The sequence below is a fragment of the Peptoniphilus sp. Marseille-Q6390 genome (assembly GCF_965119475.1).
The window spans coordinates 575,773-593,715 of sequence record NZ_CBCPLS010000001.1 but is presented as its reverse complement, the minus strand read 5'-3'; the positions used below and the strand labels follow the sequence as shown (position 1 = coordinate 593,715).

General features: G+C 32.5%; 9 protein-coding genes. 1 reads left to right on the top strand and 8 read right to left on the bottom strand.

What is annotated here, in order from left to right:
* Positions 1 to 255 precede the first annotated feature (255 nt).
* Positions 256 to 888 carry a TIR domain-containing protein gene (locus ACWPVO_RS02895; RefSeq protein ID WP_454207179.1) on the top strand — a complete coding sequence of 211 codons (633 nt, stop codon included), beginning with the start codon at positions 256 to 258 and terminating at the stop codon, positions 886 to 888.
* Here the strand turns inward: ACWPVO_RS02895 and ACWPVO_RS02890 are convergent.
* The 8 genes from ACWPVO_RS02890 to ACWPVO_RS02855 all read right to left on the bottom strand — a co-directional run bounded on the left by ACWPVO_RS02890 (position 885) and on the right by ACWPVO_RS02855 (position 17,898).
* A complete protein-coding gene (locus ACWPVO_RS02890; protein ID WP_454206401.1) occupies positions 885 to 2,282 on the bottom strand; it encodes an SIR2 family protein in 1,398 nt (465 codons plus the stop codon). The two genes, ACWPVO_RS02895 and ACWPVO_RS02890, sit on opposite strands and share 4 nt — an antisense overlap.
* 44 nt (positions 2,283 to 2,326) lie before the next feature.
* Positions 2,327 to 3,235, bottom strand: a complete 909-nt coding sequence (locus ACWPVO_RS02885) for a tyrosine-type recombinase/integrase (RefSeq protein WP_454206399.1) — start codon at positions 3,233 to 3,235, stop codon at positions 2,327 to 2,329.
* A gap of 388 nt (positions 3,236 to 3,623) precedes the next feature.
* Entirely contained in the window at positions 3,624 to 3,932 is a 309-nt protein-coding gene (locus ACWPVO_RS02880; RefSeq protein ID WP_454206397.1) for a type II toxin-antitoxin system RelE/ParE family toxin, read from the bottom strand.
* 9 nt (positions 3,933 to 3,941) lie between these two features.
* Positions 3,942 to 4,250, bottom strand: a complete 309-nt coding sequence (locus ACWPVO_RS02875) for a type II toxin-antitoxin system RelB/DinJ family antitoxin (protein WP_454206395.1) — start codon at positions 4,248 to 4,250, stop codon at positions 3,942 to 3,944.
* Positions 4,251 to 4,913: 663 nt separating this feature from the next.
* The gene (locus tag ACWPVO_RS02870; protein WP_454206393.1) at positions 4,914 to 5,753 is read right to left on the bottom strand and encodes a hypothetical protein; all 840 of its coding nucleotides are present in this window, start codon (positions 5,751 to 5,753) and stop codon (positions 4,914 to 4,916) included.
* 110 nt (positions 5,754 to 5,863) lie between these two features.
* Positions 5,864 to 7,042, bottom strand: coding sequence for an S-layer homology domain-containing protein (locus ACWPVO_RS02865; RefSeq protein WP_454206391.1), 1,179 nt, complete (start codon positions 7,040 to 7,042; stop codon positions 5,864 to 5,866).
* Positions 7,043 to 7,676: 634 nt separating this feature from the next.
* A complete protein-coding gene (locus ACWPVO_RS02860; RefSeq protein WP_454206389.1) occupies positions 7,677 to 9,833 on the bottom strand; it encodes a hypothetical protein in 2,157 nt (718 codons plus the stop codon).
* A gap of 31 nt (positions 9,834 to 9,864) precedes the next feature.
* The gene (locus tag ACWPVO_RS02855; RefSeq protein WP_454206387.1) at positions 9,865 to 17,898 is read right to left on the bottom strand and encodes an Ig-like domain-containing protein; all 8,034 of its coding nucleotides are present in this window, start codon (positions 17,896 to 17,898) and stop codon (positions 9,865 to 9,867) included.
* Positions 17,899 to 17,943 lie beyond the last annotated feature (45 nt).

The following is a 17,943-nucleotide window of genomic DNA, read 5'->3' as shown; positions in this document are numbered from 1 at the left end:
TAATTTGTTAATTCTCTTAAAAAATTGTTTGAAATATACTGAATTTTAGCTTTTATATAACTTCATTGTTTATTTTCAATTATTGAATTTTGAATTAAAATAAAGTATTATGAAGTGAGAATGTTAATTAGGGATAATTAATTATTATCTATTATAAGAGGAGCGTGCCACAATGATTTTTTTATGTTTTAATTTAAAAAATAGGACACAAATTGCCGAGAATATTTTAAATCATATAATTAATTTTTTTTTGATATTTGGTATGATAGAAAAGATATATTTCTAGGGGATGCTAGATATGAAACGAACATAGAAAATGGAGCTAATAATAAAGATATTAAATATGCAATTGTAATTATAAGCCCAGAGTTTTCATCTGGAGATTATTGTAATAAAGAGCTTGAAATACTACGAAGAAGAGCAGAAAAAGATGAAATTCATATTTTCCCAATTTTTTACGATATAATTGAAGAGTGTGTTCCTGAATGTTATAAATTTTTATTGACAAATGTTAGCAAATTCATAACTTATAAAGATGAATCTATATATACTGTCTATCACGTAGTTTCAAAGATTTTATATGATAAAACTATAAAACTAAAATATAACAATCTAAAGAAAATAGCAGAAACTACTGATGATAATTATATAAAAGAATGTTTATCAACATATGATAGCGTTGATAGAAATAATTACAACGCTAAAATGACTATATTATACTTAATATATAAATATTTAAAGGGCAAATTAGATTTTTCTAATATCCCAAATTATTTTTATTTTGGCTTTGAAAAGCTTTATTCGTTTAATAAACTTAATATATCCACTGATTTGAGAGAACTCCAAATACTAGAATATATGATAATAAACCTGCTCAATATTGATTAGGCAGGGTTATTATTATTTAGAATCTCTATTATTAGTTGTGCTATTTTTTCAACACAAAGTTTCTCATCTTTTAATTTTTCTTTATAAACTTCTAAATAATGAGGCACCTCTAAGTGAAATTCCATATCATCTAATATTTTTTCAGCAGCAAAGCCAGTAGAGGCAACTGGTATTATTTTCAATTTATTTTTTTTAGATTGATTATATTCTTCAATGACTCCCTGACTAGGCTTATCATCTTTAGACTGACCATATAAAAAAATGCTTGCGGAACAGTCTTCTATCATACGTTTAATGTGATCTATTCTATCAGGATGATCAGCACTTTTATTCGTAAAGGTATGGTCAATATATGGCATTATTTTCAACCTTTCCTGCATATACATAACACTTTTTTCTGCAAGCTCTTTTGTTGCATTTGAAATTATATATGAGCCCAATCTTCTTCCATCTCCAGTGTAAATATTATATCCATTTTTAATAAGGTTACTAACCAATTCTTTGCATAAATTGTTTGCTCTATCTTCTTGTTCTGGTGTGAGGTTTCTAAATGAACCGGAAATAAATATATTTTTCATTTTGTATAAAGCGTAAATGTGCTCTAGCAAATCATCAATCTCATCAAAACTATTAACATAAATAGTTTTAATATTATAATATTTAAAAAAATAATCATTTTCTAATTTCTGGAAATTTTTCTTATTGTTATCTTTTACCGCAATTCTATAATGAACGTTACTTGATTTGTCAAAAACTTGATTAATTTCAGTTAAACAATCTAATACTAATTTATCAGCAAAACTATAACCTAAAAAAACAAAAGATTTAAGAACTAACTCTTTTTTCAAATGTTCAAACAATAACTTTTGCTTATAGTAATAGTTATTATAATCTTCCTCTGTAACAACCAACGAATCAAGATCCTCTATTGATCCATTAAGCTTATAGACTTTATATTTTTTATTTTCTTTATACCTACTCAAGTTTTTGCTATTGTATATAACAGATGGTTTTATACCTATTTTATTTTCAATCATTGTTTCTATAATATCATCATAGTTAGTTGTCCAAAACTCTGTTATAGGTAATTTTAAAAGATTTTTTATATGCTTTGAAAAATTTTGATTATTGGGTTTTTTATTAAATTTATCAGTCACAGTCTGTAAAAGAGTAGCTCTGTCTTTAACAAGCTCATAATAAGAGGCTAATTTATAATAATCAAAAATATCAGTATTGTCTAAATCAAGACTACCATCAAAAAGATCCTTCCATGTAATTTTTGTGAAATCACTCACAGCACCAGCTCCACAGAAAAAAGCTATCTGATTATTCCTTAATTTTTCAACAATAGATCCTATCTCCATTTTATATTCATTGTAAAATTTATCTGGCATATTACACCTCCACTTTATCTTTGATAATAATTAATTATCCCTAATTAACAAATTATAGATAGAGGATTCTTGTTTTTCATAATATCATTTCTCTTCTTTGAAGTTATATTAGTGTAAATTTGAGTAGTAGTTATGCTCGAATGCCCTAAAATTATTTGAATTTGTCTAGAATCAACATCTTGGTCTAAAAGCATAGTAGCAAAAGTATGTCTAAACATATGAGGAGTAATATTCAAATTTATATCTGCCATTCTACAATATTTTTTTATCATATGCGCAACCGATTGACTTGAAATTTTATTTTTTCTTTTGTTTATAAATAAATATTCAAAATTTTTTAAATCATCATTAAATAAATTTTCATATGTGATTAAATCATTAATTAGTTTTGAATGAAAAATAGGCAAAACTCTTTCTTTTGCTCCTTTCCCAAATATTTTAAGAATATTATTTGAATATATAACATTGATTTTTTTTAGTGAGCATAGCTCACTAATTCTCATTCCAGTAGCAAGTAGTAATTCTAATATAGCTCTATCTCTGATCAGTTCTTTATACACATATTTTGACTTGTCAACCTCATTAATTCTATCATCAATTGTTGCAAATAATTTATTTAGATCCTTTAGAGGTATAATTTTAGGAAGTGTAAAAGAATCTTTTAACCTAATTTTAATTTTATGAAAAGGATTTATTTCTATAAAATCTTCATATAGAAGAAAATTAAAAAATGCTTTAATTGAAGCTATCTTTCTATTAATGGTTTTTGTTTTATACGATTTGTTTTTAAGATAGCCTATATAATATTCAATATTTTCTTTTTCTAAATATGATTTTCCACAAATTATTTTATTAAATTGTAATAAATCAATCTTATACGCTTTCAATGTTTTTTTAGATAAGTTAATTTTACAGTTTTCTAAATAAATAGTAATTAATGCTTCTAAGCTCATTTAATAACTCCTTATTATTGTGTTTTAAAAGAATTATATAAAAAATTAAAAACTATTATCTATACTTATAATATTACTATTTTGCAAGTTAGAGCTATCTATGTATAACCCCATTGAAAATTGATCTTTGATACATATTCATTAGCATGTCTTCGTCAAATATTATAAAACACAAAAAATACCAGAGAAAATAAAAATTATCTCTGGTATTTGGTCCAAGTATATGGGCGCACAACAAACCAGTAAAATCAAACGTAAGTTGTATCCTGCCTTTGTTTTTGACTTTGAAAGAAAGTTTAAATTATAATTACACTATGATTATAAATCATAAAAAATAGACCTATAATAAAACTACAGGTCTACATAAATCTATAATCTTTTCAAAAATTTACTTAAAAATTTCATCATAATTTCTCGCTGAATAAAGAACTCTAGTGACTTCTACACGATCTTTGTCATCATTTACATCATAAAAAATAAGATATTTCTTTACCCTACAAATTCTAATATTTTTATCTTTATATTTCTCATATTTTTTTAAATCAGGCATTACATCTAAATTTTTTATATTTTTTTCTATTAATTTTATAATCTTAAGAGCGTCTTTTGGAGAGAAAAGATTATTAGAGATATAAGTATATATATCTCTAATATCCTTTTTAGCTAAATCTGAAACTATTACTTCATACTTCTTCATAATATAGACCTATGAGTTTTCTATTTCATCATAAATACTTTTAAAGGCATCATCGACGGTCTGATACTGTCCTTTCTCAATGCTTTCAAAACCCTCATCCAATAGATTATTAAGCTCTTCAGTAGAAATTTCTGAAATATCTATTAAACTTTCATTGGGAAGTTTTACCTCGAATGGTAATCCTTTATTCATGATTATTTGTCTGTAAAACATATCTATGGCATTAGATGGTGGAATACCAAGTTTTTTTAATATATATTCTGCACCATCTTTTACTTCTGGTTTCATTCTTATATTTAAATTCGCTGACTTTGACATAATTAAACTCCTTTTTTTAATTCTATCAAAATAACATGTTTTGTCAACACTTTGTCAATGCTTTTTGTTTTTCTTCTTGTTTTTCTTCTTGCTTTATTTCTTTAATTCTCTTATTCTTTTCTCCATCTCACTTTCTAACCAAAAATATGCTTCAGTACTTTTCTCAGTAGTCTTTTTATAAAATTCTCTAATAAATAATCTTTTAAAATTTTTATTTGTGTAGCAATTAATTTTAAAACCTATTAACTAAAAAAAAGCAAAACAAACGTAAAGATTTACGTTTGCTTTTGCGTCTCAAATAAAACGTAATTTGTATCTTGCTTTTGATTTTGCGTCCTTAATTTAATGTTATAATTTATAAATCTTCTAGTATCCATTAGATTTTTCGAATCCATATTAAAGTTGTTAATGTTTAATTTTAAATACCTATAACGAAACAATATTATCCCTATAAATTAATGCTGTTTTATAAGTAAAACTCAAAGACATCATAATCCGGTGTCTTAGGTTATCATTACATTTCGTTTATTTCTAAAATATCATAACAATTGATTAAAGATGAAAATCCGATGTTTTTATACTATAAACAGTAAAATGAAAATTTTTGCTCTATTAATCAAAGATTTATTGTATCCTATTAAATGACTATAAAAAATCATATTCTTATAAGTACCATTGTTTTCTCTTATCAAGATATAACATCCCTATAGTAACAACTGAGACAGCGTTAATAAAGTTTGTACCAATACTATTATATGCCTCAGGATTTACAATAACCAAATAATATATAATTATTAGTAATAGTAGCTGAGTTCTATAAATCAAATGTTTTAGATACCTTAAACTATAATCTAAAGTATTAATATCTTCTTTTATATCCAAATATCCTTCTTTAATAATCTTTTGAATTCTATTTCTTTTAATTATCCAATAGTTAATATAATCAATAATAAATTTAGGAACAAGAAATAAAATTATAATCCAATTCAACGTTAGCTGTTTATCAATTGGAAAAATTCTTAAAAATAAACCCCACAAAAAAGTCATGGTTATTAAGTTAATGAAAATCATAAACACTCCGAATATGAATAAAGTATTATTATTTCTAGGGATATAATACATATTAACAAAAATACCTATGAAAATCATTGGGTAAGCTGTTAGTAACAATAATTTGTAGCAATTATTATATTCTCTAAATATGATAACGAATATAATACTTATGAGTAATATCAATAAATAGGCCAGTATTATTGTTATTATTATTTTTTCAGCAGGGAACCCTTGTTTTTTACTTTCCATTATTATGTTAAGCTCCACAATGCTTTTGTATACTAGAATACCCAATATTAACACAATTGCACTTAACAATAAGCTTATTGTGTTATAAATTTTTTTATCTCTTTCTTTAGTAAAAATCTCCTCAATATTTTTTTTTAATAAATCTAACCCTTTCCTGGTTTCTTCAAATATTCTAAACATATGACACTCTTTTTCTTTCATTAAAAATATTCCTCCATAAAATAATTTACCAACTAATATTACAAATAACTTTCAAAATTTTCACTAAAAAAGGACTCATAATTGAGTCCTTTTTCTCTAGCAAATCAAAATTATTTGATTATAGCTTTCCATTCTTCCATATTGTTTGCAAGTCTTGCAAATTTATGAGTATGGTATGCTTCTACAAGTTCATAATAACCCCAGTGTCCTTTATATGACATGTCTTTGTAATTGTGAACTAGATTTTGGTTTGCATCTATAAAGTTTTTGTCAGGGTATCTGTCATACAATTTGTTTAACATAGTAGCTACTTCAGCTCTTGTTATAGAATTGTCTGGTTTAAATGTTCCATCTGGATAACCCTTAATTCTTTCGTTACCATATGCTTGGTTAATTGCTGCTTCAAACTTGTGACCTTTCACATCTTCAAATGGAGCAACTTTGTCGTTCTTCTTGTCGATGTGGCTAATTAGTAATGCAAGTTCAGCTCTTGTGATCTTGTCATTTGGTCTAATGTTTTCGCCTTCTTTTTCTAATAAATATCCTTCTCTAAATGCAGCGTTGATTGCGGCGTTATACCACATGCCTGCCTTAGTGTCTTTATAGATATTAGAAGTCTTGTCGCTTAGGTCTAGCTTTTGAAGTCTAGCAACTACTGCTATTGCTTCTGCTCTTGTCATATCTCCATCTGGTCTAATTGTATCATCTGGATAACCAAAGATATATTGTTCGTGAGTGAAGAATTCAGGAATAACTTTATCAGGTACACTTACATAAACTGGGTATGTTGGAGTGTAGTGATCCTTATATTTAATTCCAGGTATTTCTACTTCTGGAACTGGTTCAGGCTTTGGTTCTGGTTTCTTATCTTCTTTAATTTTAACTGTGATTACGCCTGGAACATCTTTTCCATCAATCTTGTATGTTACTTTGATTGTAAAAGTTCCACTTCCTGTATAGTCTTTTGGAACTTCAATCTTAACAGTACCATCGTCATTTGGAGTAACAGTTACACCATTTGGTTTTTCATTGACTTCTGGCTTTCCAGGGTTTTCTATCTTCTTATTGTATTTATCCTTAACTTCAGGAGTAACTACCTTAGATCCACCTTTTTCGATTTCTACATCAGGGAAAGTTACAGTTGGTTTGCCAAATTCTATAACTTGAGCTGTGAAAGTTGTATCAGTTGTTATATCTTTACCAACTTTATCAAAGTTATTATATGCCCACTTCTTAGCTTCTCCATCCGCATATTGGATTTCATATTTGTTTTCATCCGTACTAGTCACAGCTGGTACATTTCCAGTAAGATCAGTACCGTCTGCTTTTTTACCAGAGATTTGGTAATTATCTCCTACTTTAGAAATCTTAGCTTTTATTTCAGCCTTTGGATTTACAAAGTAAGAAGTTTCACCTGGATCCAGTTCGGCACCTGTAGCTGCTTTAAATGCAACAGTTACATAACCAGTAGGTATTTTATCACCAGGATTAACAGGTCCGATTATATCGTCAATCTTTTCGTAATTGAAGATTACTTTTGCTGTTCCTGCTTCAGTGTACTTAGCATCTGTAGCCGGTTCAGTTGTAATATTAACTTTCTTATAACCTATAAGGTCTGGTTGAGTAATCTTTGCAACATCTATTGCAGTTTCTTCTGTACCTGTAAGTTTGTTATCTGCTGGATAAGTTTGACCATCAACCTTAAGATTTGCTATCTTAGCTGTAATATCATTTGCTCCTGCATGATATTCAACTTTTGCACTTCCTGTACCTTTTTCAACAGCAGTAGCTGTAACTGTAGTTAATGGAGCTGTTAAAGTTGTGTTTGGTTGTACATCATAGTAATCTATATTTTTAGTCTTAGTCTTGTAATTATCTTTTACAGTAACTATAGGATAATCATTATCTGCTAATTTTTCTTCTTTATTGAAGAACCATTACCTTATTCGCAGGAGTGAGTGATTTGATTCCATCACCAGCAACAAATTTAACTTCTACTTTATCTGTTGGATAAGTTCCTGGGTCATTTTCGTTAGGAGTTACCTTGTCAGCTTTCTTAGCTCTTACAATAAGTTTTTGATTGCCAAGTTCTTTTGTAGATTTATCATTGAAAGTAACTTTAAGTTTACCAGGGAATACACCTGCTGTGGATGTGTTTCTTGAAGATAAGTCTTCAACATTCTTGAAAGTTACACCTTCAATTGGTTTTACTCCCTTTGTCCAGTCAACTTGATCTCCAACCCATTTAACAATGTCTTGAGCTTCAAGTTTATCGCCGTACTTTTTAGCGTCAGTGTCTGCTACCTTAGCTGTTAAAGTAATTTCCGTTTTAACAACATTATCTTGAGTGTCTCTTACTTGTAAAATCTCTTGATTTGTACTTGTAATTGAATCTGGATCAAATGTCCACATATCATTAGCATCAACTTTGTAAAGATTTGTATCCTTTGAAACAGCTTTTACATTTGCAACTTCTGAAATTTTCTTTCCTTCTAATGGGTTTACATAGTAAACGAGAGGAGAAGTTGCATCAGCATTGTCAAGTTGTAACTTAGCTTTTTCAGCATCTGCTGCAGCAACTTGGTAAGTTACCTTAGCATAATGTTCTTTAACACCTGGAGTTACATCTGGATTGTCTTGACCATTCTTCTTTTCTGGAATAATGTCATCAAGCTTATCGTAAGTGTAGATTACAGTGTAATCTCCATTTTTAGTGTAGTTTGCTGTTGCTGGTGGATTTGGTACTGGATCAGTTGTAATACTCTTGATCTTGTATCCTAAAAATTTAGGAGCCTTTTCTGTATCAAAAACTTCATCCTTAATAGCCTTGTCCATGTCACCAGTTTTTTCAGCAGGGTACTCTTGACCTTTTAATTGGTATTTTGAATCAATAGCAGCATTTGTCTTGCTATCTTTGTATTCTACTTTAACTTTACCTTGTTCTTCTTCTTCGTATAATGCATAGAAAGTTACATCGCCTGTTACTTTATATGTTGACATATCAACAGCAGGGCCATTTTTAGTAGTTGACCAACCTGCGAATTTTTTCGCTGGTTTGCCTGCTTCTGCTTCTGGTGGTGTTAAAGTATCCTTACTTGGAATTGTTACTGGTCCAATTGTATCAGGTGCTTCCATGAATGTTTCATTAAGTTTAAGTCCATTAGCTGCAAATTGTTGAGCTGGTTTTGCAGTCTTCCAAGTTCCATCACCTGCATCAAAATCTACTGTGTGTTTTTCACGCATAGTAGCAGTGAAACCTTTGTGTGTATAAGATTCCCCAGTGATTTGGAAATAGTATTTTGAATCCGCTAATTGTCCTTGTAATGCATCTTGTATTTCAAGATGAAACTTTCTAGCTGTCTCAATTCCATTTGCTCTTATATCTGCCTCTGGAACAATAGGATTTAGAACTAAATTATCGTGTCCTCTCCATTCAAAAGTATTAGATGGACTTCTCAAAACCATGTTTTGATCAACTTTCGGCAAACTAAACTTGTGTGCAGATTTATTTAGTCCAAGATAATTTGCTTCAACATCAGGCTTATTTGATTTTCCAAACCATCTAGTTGCAACTCCAGTATGTCCTAGAAAATCTATATTGATTTTTACAACGTTTGTTACATTATTTTTAGCTTCAACTAAATATCTAGTATCTCTACCATCATCAAATTTAACTAAAATAATAGGTGTGTACTTGTCTTTAGGGACAGGGACTTTAATCCCTTTATCTTCGCCAAAATCTTTTTTTTGCATAACGTATTCCCTAGAATAATTTGCTTCATCACAAGTAACTGTTACAGTCACACTTTGAACATTAGTTGCTTCCACAACCAATTCTGCTATATCAACCTTAATAGTTCTTTTGTTGAATTCTTTAGGATTGTCTTCAGGATTGATGTCTGGCAAATCTTCATTTAATCTAGCTTTAGTATAATCTACTCCTGGTAGTCTAATCAAATATTGCCCATCATTTAATAAGACAACATCCAATTTTTCATCTTCCATTGCATATGCTATGTCAGCCGGTATTAGGCTGACAAGCATAAGAATGGCAAGAAGAAAACTTGTAATTCTCTTCATACTTACCTCCATAAAATTTTATAGCACTAAATTACACTCTAGTACTTGTATAATTATCAAGAAAATCTGGATCTGGTCTACTATCCGTAATTCTTGTAGCATTAATCTTTACAGTTTCCCCACTTTGCAATGGTTTATCCAAGCTGATTGATCCAGTACCTCCTGGACCTGTCTCAGTATTAAATGTTTCTTTACTTCTATCCTTACGTGTTATAGTTATAGTAACCTTGCATCGTCCAGGATTAGTAGTAAATACTATATCATTACCGTTGTTTACAGCAGTGTTTATTGTTACTTGAATTGCTGGAAGTCTAAGAATTCTATTCTCTTCCTTAGTCTTTTCAACCAATTCTTTGATTTCAGCTGCAGTTTTTCCTTCGCCTTTATTATTAATAACAGTATCAGCATCATCACTTGCATCTCGACCATTGTCTATTGCTTCGTTAGGCTTTTCATCAGCTTCAGCATCTTCAATAGTCTTATCAAGTTCTTCTTTAGCTTTCTTAAGTTCGTCTAAGGCTTTATCAGTTTCTTCTTTTTCCTTGATAGCATCTTCAATTGCTTTAGTTTTTTCATTTACATCTTTTTGAGTTGCATCAGGATTGTCCTTAACTTTTTTGCCTTCTTCGATTGCTTTTTCTAAAGCTTTATCTGCTGGTGTACCGTCATTTCTTCCACCCTTATCTGGGTCTAAGGCATTGTTACCATCATCAATTGCATTTATCAATTTGGTTTTGTCAACACCAACTGTTACTGGAGCAGATTCTGCAGGCGCTTTATCCTTTTCTGTTGCCTTTGCCACTATTGTGTCTCCATCTTTAAGTCCTTCTGATGGTACTGAGAAGTTTCCATCTTTGTCAGCCTTTGTAACAATTTCTTTTGGAGTTCCACCGTCTTTAGGTGTAATAGTTATAACAACATCAGCATTAGGTCCTGCTGTACCTGTAATCTTTGTATCATTTGTAGCTACAGGGTTAACTGTTGGTGTTGTAGATTTTTCTTTATCTATAACTGTAACTTCTGCTTTTGGTGATTCAACTTTTGAATCGTTGATTGTAGATACCTTGATAACATCACCTTTCTTAGCTTTATCTTCAAGCGGTACTACAACTTTACCATCTTTTACTTCAACTTTAGCATTTGGATTGTTTTTAACTTTCCAACTATTATCAGCTTGTTTCTCAATTACCATTGTATCATTTTCTCCAACTTTAACTTTAATAGTCTTAGCTGTTGGGTCTGCTACTGTTGGGTCGGCAATCTTAACACTCTTATCGCCTGTGTAAACAGGGTCAACTTTTGGTGTTTGACTTGCTTTTTGAACAGGTGCCTTATCGAAAGCTTCATTAGCTGGGTTTTCGCCATCTTTAAATGTTACTTTGATTTGGTCTCTGTCGTTTAGTGGAAGCTTATCCTTTACAGGAATTTCTAGCTTGCCATCTTTTTCAGTAACTTTAACTACTGGATCTGAACCTACAACAGTCCAAGTGTTTCCAGTAGAGTCTTTTGTAAGTGTTACAGTTTTTCCATTTTGGTCTGAAACTTCGATTGTTTGAATCTTGTCATTAGCCTTTGGAGCTGCTACTACAACTTTTTCATCTTTTTCTCTTATTGGATCGATTACTGGCGTTGAAAGTTTTGCTCCTGTATCTGGTTTCCAGTTTCCATCCTTATCTCTTATAACAGGTGTTTCTGCCTTTGGAGATTCAGATTTTCCTGATTCAGTTGCTGTAACAAATACTTTTGTTTCTGGATCTAATAATTTGTTTAGATCAGTTTCAAATTCACCTTGATCATTAGCTTTAAGAGTTGTGTTATCTGGAAGTAGGCTATTGCCATTAGCATCTGTAATCTTGATTACAGCATCCTTAACAGCTTTACCTTTTACCTTAGTAACTTTTTCGTCAGCTTGGTTAGCTGCAACTACATCTGTAGGTTGAGCTGATTGGTTTTTGTTTACAGTAAGTGCTGTTGGTGTTTCGCCTGTTACTGCTTCAGTTACTTGTGTATTACCTTTAGTATCTAAAGTTACTGTAAGCTTCTTACCGTTATCATCATTTGTTAATTTTTGATTTTGTTTGTAGTCAACTGATAGACCTGCATCTGTAAATTCTTTATTATCTTTAGAATTGTATGTGAAAATCTTTTGATTTCCATTTACATCTGTAAGAAGAACTTTTAGTCCATCAAGATTTAATTTATCTCCGTCAGAGTAAACCATCTTGTCTGGAGATGCTACTACTTGCATTCCTGTTGCCTTCTTAGGATCGAAGTTCTTAGCTGAGTCTGGTTGTCCAGTTCCATCAGTATCATTAAATACTACTACAGTTTGTTTTAATGATTCAGTCTTTGGTGCTAATATTGCTGTTACGTCAATCTTAACTCCTTGTTTTATAGGAGCGTTGTTTTGTTTAGCTTGTATTGTGTACTTACCACTTGTTAAGTCTGCTGTTGCAGTTCCAACTACTTCTTTACCTACCTTAGCTGTAACAGTTGCACCTTTTTCAGCTTCACCAGCAATTGTTGTGAATTCTGGTTTCTTGCCAATATTAGATGCGATAGCAGCTGGCCTTTCTGTTTGACCTGCTTGAGTATCGTCTTCACCATCGTTGTCAGAGTCTCTTACTACCGTAGCTTCTGTTGGGTCTGAATCTTGTTTACCTGGTTCAGTTACAACAACTTTGACTTTTTTACCTTCTTCTTGTTTTGTAACTTCAGCAGTAAATGTTCCGTCTTCGCCAACTTTTTCTACTTTACCAATTTGGTCTCCTGACTCATTTTTAATGATAACAGTTGATCCTGGTTTAGCCTTACCAGTTACAGTTGTAGTGTCTTTTGGTTGGTCTGTAACTTTTTTAGTTTCTGGATCAACCTTATTTTGGTTAAGTGCTTTAACATCTTTTGCTTGTTCAGACTTTTCGTCTTCATCAGCAATTCTGTTTTTATCAGCGTCAAGTTGAACTTTTACATTTCCACCAGTTGCTGTTGGTTTGTCAGTAGATTCTGCTCCAGTTATAGTAACTGTGAATGGAGTTGTCTTAGTCTTACCGTTGTCTAGACCAAGTTGTTCTCCTTCTGCTGGTGAAAGTGTAATCTTATCTGTAAGATTCTTAAGTTCTTCAGCGTTGTAAGTTACAGTTTTTCCACTAGCATCTTCTAGCTTGATAACTACACCTGCTGTTTCGAATGGAGTTGTTCCATTAGCTTCGTTAACTAGGTAGTTCATCTTTGATGGATCTTGGATGATAGTTACCTTAGTTGTTTTAGCTATGTCAAACTTTTCTTTTTCGTCAGCAATACCATTGTTATTAGCATCAAGTTTAACTGATAGGTTAGATGTCTTTGCTTCTTTAGTAGTTGCACCTTCAACATTTAGAGTTACCTTAATTGGTTTGCCATTATTGGCTGCAATTGTAAGGTCAGTTCCTTCTTTTGGTTCTACTGTGAAGTGTGTTGTGTCAGCAGCTATTTCTTCTGCAGTGAATTTCTTTTCTACGCCAGCCTTGTCTGTAACTTTTACTACCATACCTTTTGTTTCAAGTTTAACTGTTCCATCTTGTGATGTTACAAGGTAGTTCATCTTAGCTGGGTCGTAAACCATCTCAATCTTATCTGCTTTTGTGATATCGAAGTTTTGTGACTTATCGTCTTTTCCATCGTTATCTTTGTCTTCAAAGACTTGAGTTTTGACTTCTGGAGAAACTTTCTTTTCTCCATCTTTTGCTGTAACTTTTACTTCTGTATTAACTGGAAGCTTAGGTTCAATTTCTAATTTGTAAGTTCCATCTGTAGCTGTAACAGTCTTAGTTGTTTCTTGTCCACCTTCTGGAGTGTACTTAATTGTAACTGTTGATCCCTTTGGTGCCTTTCCCTCTACTGTTGTCTTTGTTGGATTTTCTCCAATGTTTCTAGCAGTTACTGTTGGTGTTGCTGTTGTTTCTTCTTCATCAGCTATGCCGTTATTGTTTGCGTCAACTTTTATAGCAAATTTGCTTGTTGATGTTGCTGTTTTATCAGCTTTTACAAGTTTTACATCAATTGCTTTGCCAACAAGGTTTGCTGGGTCGTTGCCGATCTTATCTTTTGTACCATTTGCCGGTGTTACAGAGATGTGAGTAGTATCCTTGATCAATTCTTCTAGAGTCATGATCTTGGATTCTGTCTTGTCACCATTCTTGTAAGATAATTCAAGGTAAATTGCTTTGTCTTTTCCATCCTTACCATCAAATGTTACTTCTGTATCTTTTGTTGGAACAAGGTAAGTTAGGTCTGGTTGGTCAACAAATTTAATATCTGTTGCTTTTTCAATATTGAATCCTTCGTCCTTATCTGGTTGTTTGTTGTCGTTTTTGTCGTCAAATACCTTTGTTGGTGTTGGGTCTGATTCGCCCATTTCGCCAAGTTTTGCTGTTACTTTGATGTCTGTACCGTCAGCAAGGATTGGTTTAATAGTTGCAGTGTAATGACCGCTATCGTCTGCCTTAACTTCTGTTGGATCAGTTATTAAAACTTTTCCTTGAGCATCAGTAATTTTAATAACTGCGCCTGGCGTTGCCATACCTTCTACTTTTGTGCCTGTAGGATTTTCTCCAACGTTTCTAGCCATTGCTGATGGTGCTGGAGTTTTTTGGTCTTGACCGTGGTCAGGCTTGCCATCCTTGTTAGCATCGTAGAATACTTTTAATGGTTCTGTATTAGCAGTTTTACCATTTGAGCTTTTGATTTCAACAGTTTTACCATTGTCACCTCTTTCAGTTGCAGATGTTTCTGGTGTTAATGTTGCACCATGGGCTGGTGTTGCAGTTAATTGTGTGATTTCTTTTGTTTGTTCGTCGTAATCGTAGAACTTACCTTCCTTAACTATTGCAAGTTTTTCCTTGCCAGCCTTGTCAGTCATTCTTACGATCATGCCTTCAAGGTTTAGATTGAACTTACTGTCTTCTGACTTGTCTTTAGCAATATAGTCAAGTTGTGGTTGTTTGATTACTTCAAGTTTTTCAATCTTATCAGGATCAAAGTTTTGTGTTCTATCGTCTACCTTATCTCCATCATAATCTGGACCTACACGAAGAACGCCTTTTGTTTGGGCTGTAAGTGGAGTTTGGCTTCCTTCTGGTGTGTACTCAACTTCGATAAACTTAACATCATCTGCAAGTGTAAGTTCTGCATTATTTGCTACTTCACGACCATTAACTTTTAATTTTAGTTTTGGATCATTTAATTTAACTTCTGTCTTTTTACCAAGATTATCAACTAGGTTTAATGTCATACCTTCAAGGTTAAGTTTAGCTGTGCCATCTTTTTCAGTGATTAGGTAGGACATTTTAGTTGGGTCAGTTGTAATTTCAATTGCTGAAGTAGTTCTTTCCTTAACTGTAAGAGTCATTTCGTGAGTAACTTCTGCTCCTGCTTTGTCTTTTGCAGTGTAAGTTACTTTGTAAGTTCCTACAGTCTTATTAATAGTAGAAAGATCTGTAACTGGTGTTTCAGTTTGTCCTTCTACTTTTTTAACTTCTACCTTAACCTTTGATCCGTTTTCAACAACTAAGTCGTCTGATCCGTCTGCGTCTGTTACGTCAACTAGCTTTTTAAGATCTAGGTCTTGACCTACAAATATTTCGTGAGTCTTTGGACCTGAAATAGTAGGTGGGATGTTAGCTGTTAGTGCTTTTAGAGCATCTTCTAGGTTTGTAACTGCTGTATCAATTGCTTTTTGATTAGCATCTGTATCTGCTTCAACTGCCTTACCATTAGTATCAACAAGTTTTTCAGCTGCTGTAATTGCAGTTTCTAAGTCAGTTAATTTTTGCTTAATAAAAGCATTTTGCTTTTTACTAAAGTTTTCTTTTTGTGCCTTAGCAATTGGTAGAAGTTCATTTAATCTGTCAGGGTTTAGCTTAACAGTTTTTGGTGCAGATTCAGCTGCAAGTTTTGAATCTGGTAGAGTTACTGATGCTGTAAGTTTTTCTCCAGCTTTTAGTTCTCTTGTACCTGCTGTGAATTTACCATTCTCATCTGCTAGGGTAATACCAATTACATTACCAGCTTCGTCCTTGATTTCTACTTTTGCGCCTTTTACAGGATAGCCTGAAGTAGATGTTACATTACCTTTGACTATAGTTTCCTTGTGTCTTGGTGCATTAGCATCGTCACCAACCTCGTTGTCAAAGCTTACTTCTACTGTGTTTGGTTTTACAATAAGTTTTTGTTTTGGAACTTCTAATGTTGAACCGTCTTTGAATGTTACTAGTAGGGTACCTTCAAATGTACCAGCTGTATCAGTATTTCTAGATGATTTATCTGTAACTGTTGCATCTTTAAGAAGTGCTTCGAATGCAGCTTTCTTATCTGCAGGTGTATTATCTGCAAGTGCAACACCATCATTCCAGAACTTCTCTGGTAGGTCTTGGCCTTGTAGAGCTGTTGTGTCTACTGCTTTAAGTCCATCTTTACCGATTTGTGTTGCAGCGTCTGCTCCAGCTGTTGCTTTAAATGTTGTTGCTTTTGTGATTACCTTTGTCCAAGGTTTTACAATGTCAACCATTCCTGTTGCTGGTGCATCAGCTTCTGTAGTCCACTTTGGATTTTGGTGACCTTTTGCAGCTTCTAGATCTGGGAACTTGTCTCTTGCAAGTTTTGATCCTTGGAATACACCGTAAGACTTGCCATATAGTGGATCTGCTGCAATGGTGTCGTCCTTGATTACCTTAACTTCGAATACTCCATCGGGAAGTTTTTCGCCCGGTGTAATTTCTCCACCGTCTTTAAGGTAAACAGGCCAAAAGTCTGTGTCGGCAACTTGTCCTTCTGTTTCAGCAGTAGGAATTGCTGGATTCCATTTTAGGAATTTCTTGTTATCATCAGGACTACCATTTAATAATGGCGTAGGATTTTTAACTTTTGCAATACTTGCTAGTAGTTCTTTGTCATTAAATTTTGTACCTTCTAGAACGTCGATTACTTTAAGTTTTTCACCATTCTCAAATTTACCATCATTGGCATTTGCTTTAGTTTCTGCGTGGAAGCTTAAGCGTTTGTAGCCGTCTGGTGTCTTTGGTAGGTTGCCTTCATCGTCTGGTGTTGGAACGATAATCTTTGGTTGTGTAGCAAATTCAATGTAGCCACCAACTTTTTTCTTTTGACCATTGATTTCAACTTCTTGGCCTATGGCGTTATAAGTTATTTTGTTTAACTTATAAGTCTTGTCCCCGACTTTTAGTTTTTTGTTTGCGTCAAGTTCTGTTGTAAGACTTAAGGTAGGATTAGATCCAACTTCATTTAAGTCTGCAATATCATCACCTGCAAAGTCAGCAAGGGTTCTAATATTAAATGTCTTTGTATTCGCTAGTAGATTAAATTCATGCTCGTCTTCTAAAGCTAGTTTTAATCCTAAGTCTTGATTAATGTTTTCTTGAAGTTCTTTACCATAAGGGTCTACAACTTTTAAGTCAATTACCGGGTGTATGATTTGAGTTAGCTCAAATTTATAAGTCATGTCTTGACCCAAGTTGAAGTTTGTTGTTCTGTTAGCTCCTACATAAACTCTTAGGCTTATAGTGTCCTTAAGTTTAGGGATTTCTGCTTTAACAACACCTTGGCCAAAGTCCTTTGGAAGATAAAAAGTTTCAGTCTTCTTAGTTTCTCCCGCTTGGAAGGTCATCGTTCTTGTTTCTGTTCTACCACCTACTTCTTGGAAGGTAATCTTTACATCAAATGAACCTACTTCAGTTAGTGCTGAAGGATCAAATTGATCATTTCCAAGGTTTAGGCCTAGAGTATCTAGACTAATTTCAACATTTTGAGCTACGGTTTCGCTGGAAGAGCGAGCTTGTTGGTTTGTAGCTCCAAATAGTCTAGCGCTTCTTGAGAAAAATTTTAGTTCTTGTTTTTCTCCTCTTACATTACCTAGATTAATAACTTGCTTGTCTCCGACAGTTTTAATGTCAGTGATTTCCTTTTTATCTCTACTTACTCCTGAAGCCGCTAAGACGTTCAAGGGTAGAGAGGTGATTATCATAAGGAAAGCTAAAAGCAAGGTCATTAATCTTTGCTTTGTACTATTCATTATTCCTCCTTTTTTATTGGGGGGAGAATTTTCTCCCCCTGTGCA

Excerpts from the sequence above, each read along its gene's own strand:
- ACWPVO_RS02890 (WP_454206401.1), bottom strand. The coding sequence starts at position 2,282 with ATGCCAGATAAATTTTACAATGAATATAAAATGGAGATAGGATCTATT.
- ACWPVO_RS02885 (WP_454206399.1), bottom strand. The coding sequence starts at position 3,235 with ATGAGCTTAGAAGCATTAATTACTATTTATTTAGAAAACTGTAAAATT.
- ACWPVO_RS02880 (WP_454206397.1), bottom strand. The coding sequence starts at position 3,932 with ATGAAGAAGTATGAAGTAATAGTTTCAGATTTAGCTAAAAAGGATATT.
- ACWPVO_RS02875 (WP_454206395.1), bottom strand. The coding sequence starts at position 4,250 with ATGTCAAAGTCAGCGAATTTAAATATAAGAATGAAACCAGAAGTAAAA.
- ACWPVO_RS02870 (WP_454206393.1), bottom strand. The coding sequence starts at position 5,753 with ATGAAAGAAAAAGAGTGTCATATGTTTAGAATATTTGAAGAAACCAGG.
- ACWPVO_RS02860 (WP_454206389.1), bottom strand. The coding sequence starts at position 9,833 with ATGAAGAGAATTACAAGTTTTCTTCTTGCCATTCTTATGCTTGTCAGC.
- ACWPVO_RS02855 (WP_454206387.1), bottom strand. The coding sequence starts at position 17,898 with ATGAATAGTACAAAGCAAAGATTAATGACCTTGCTTTTAGCTTTCCTT.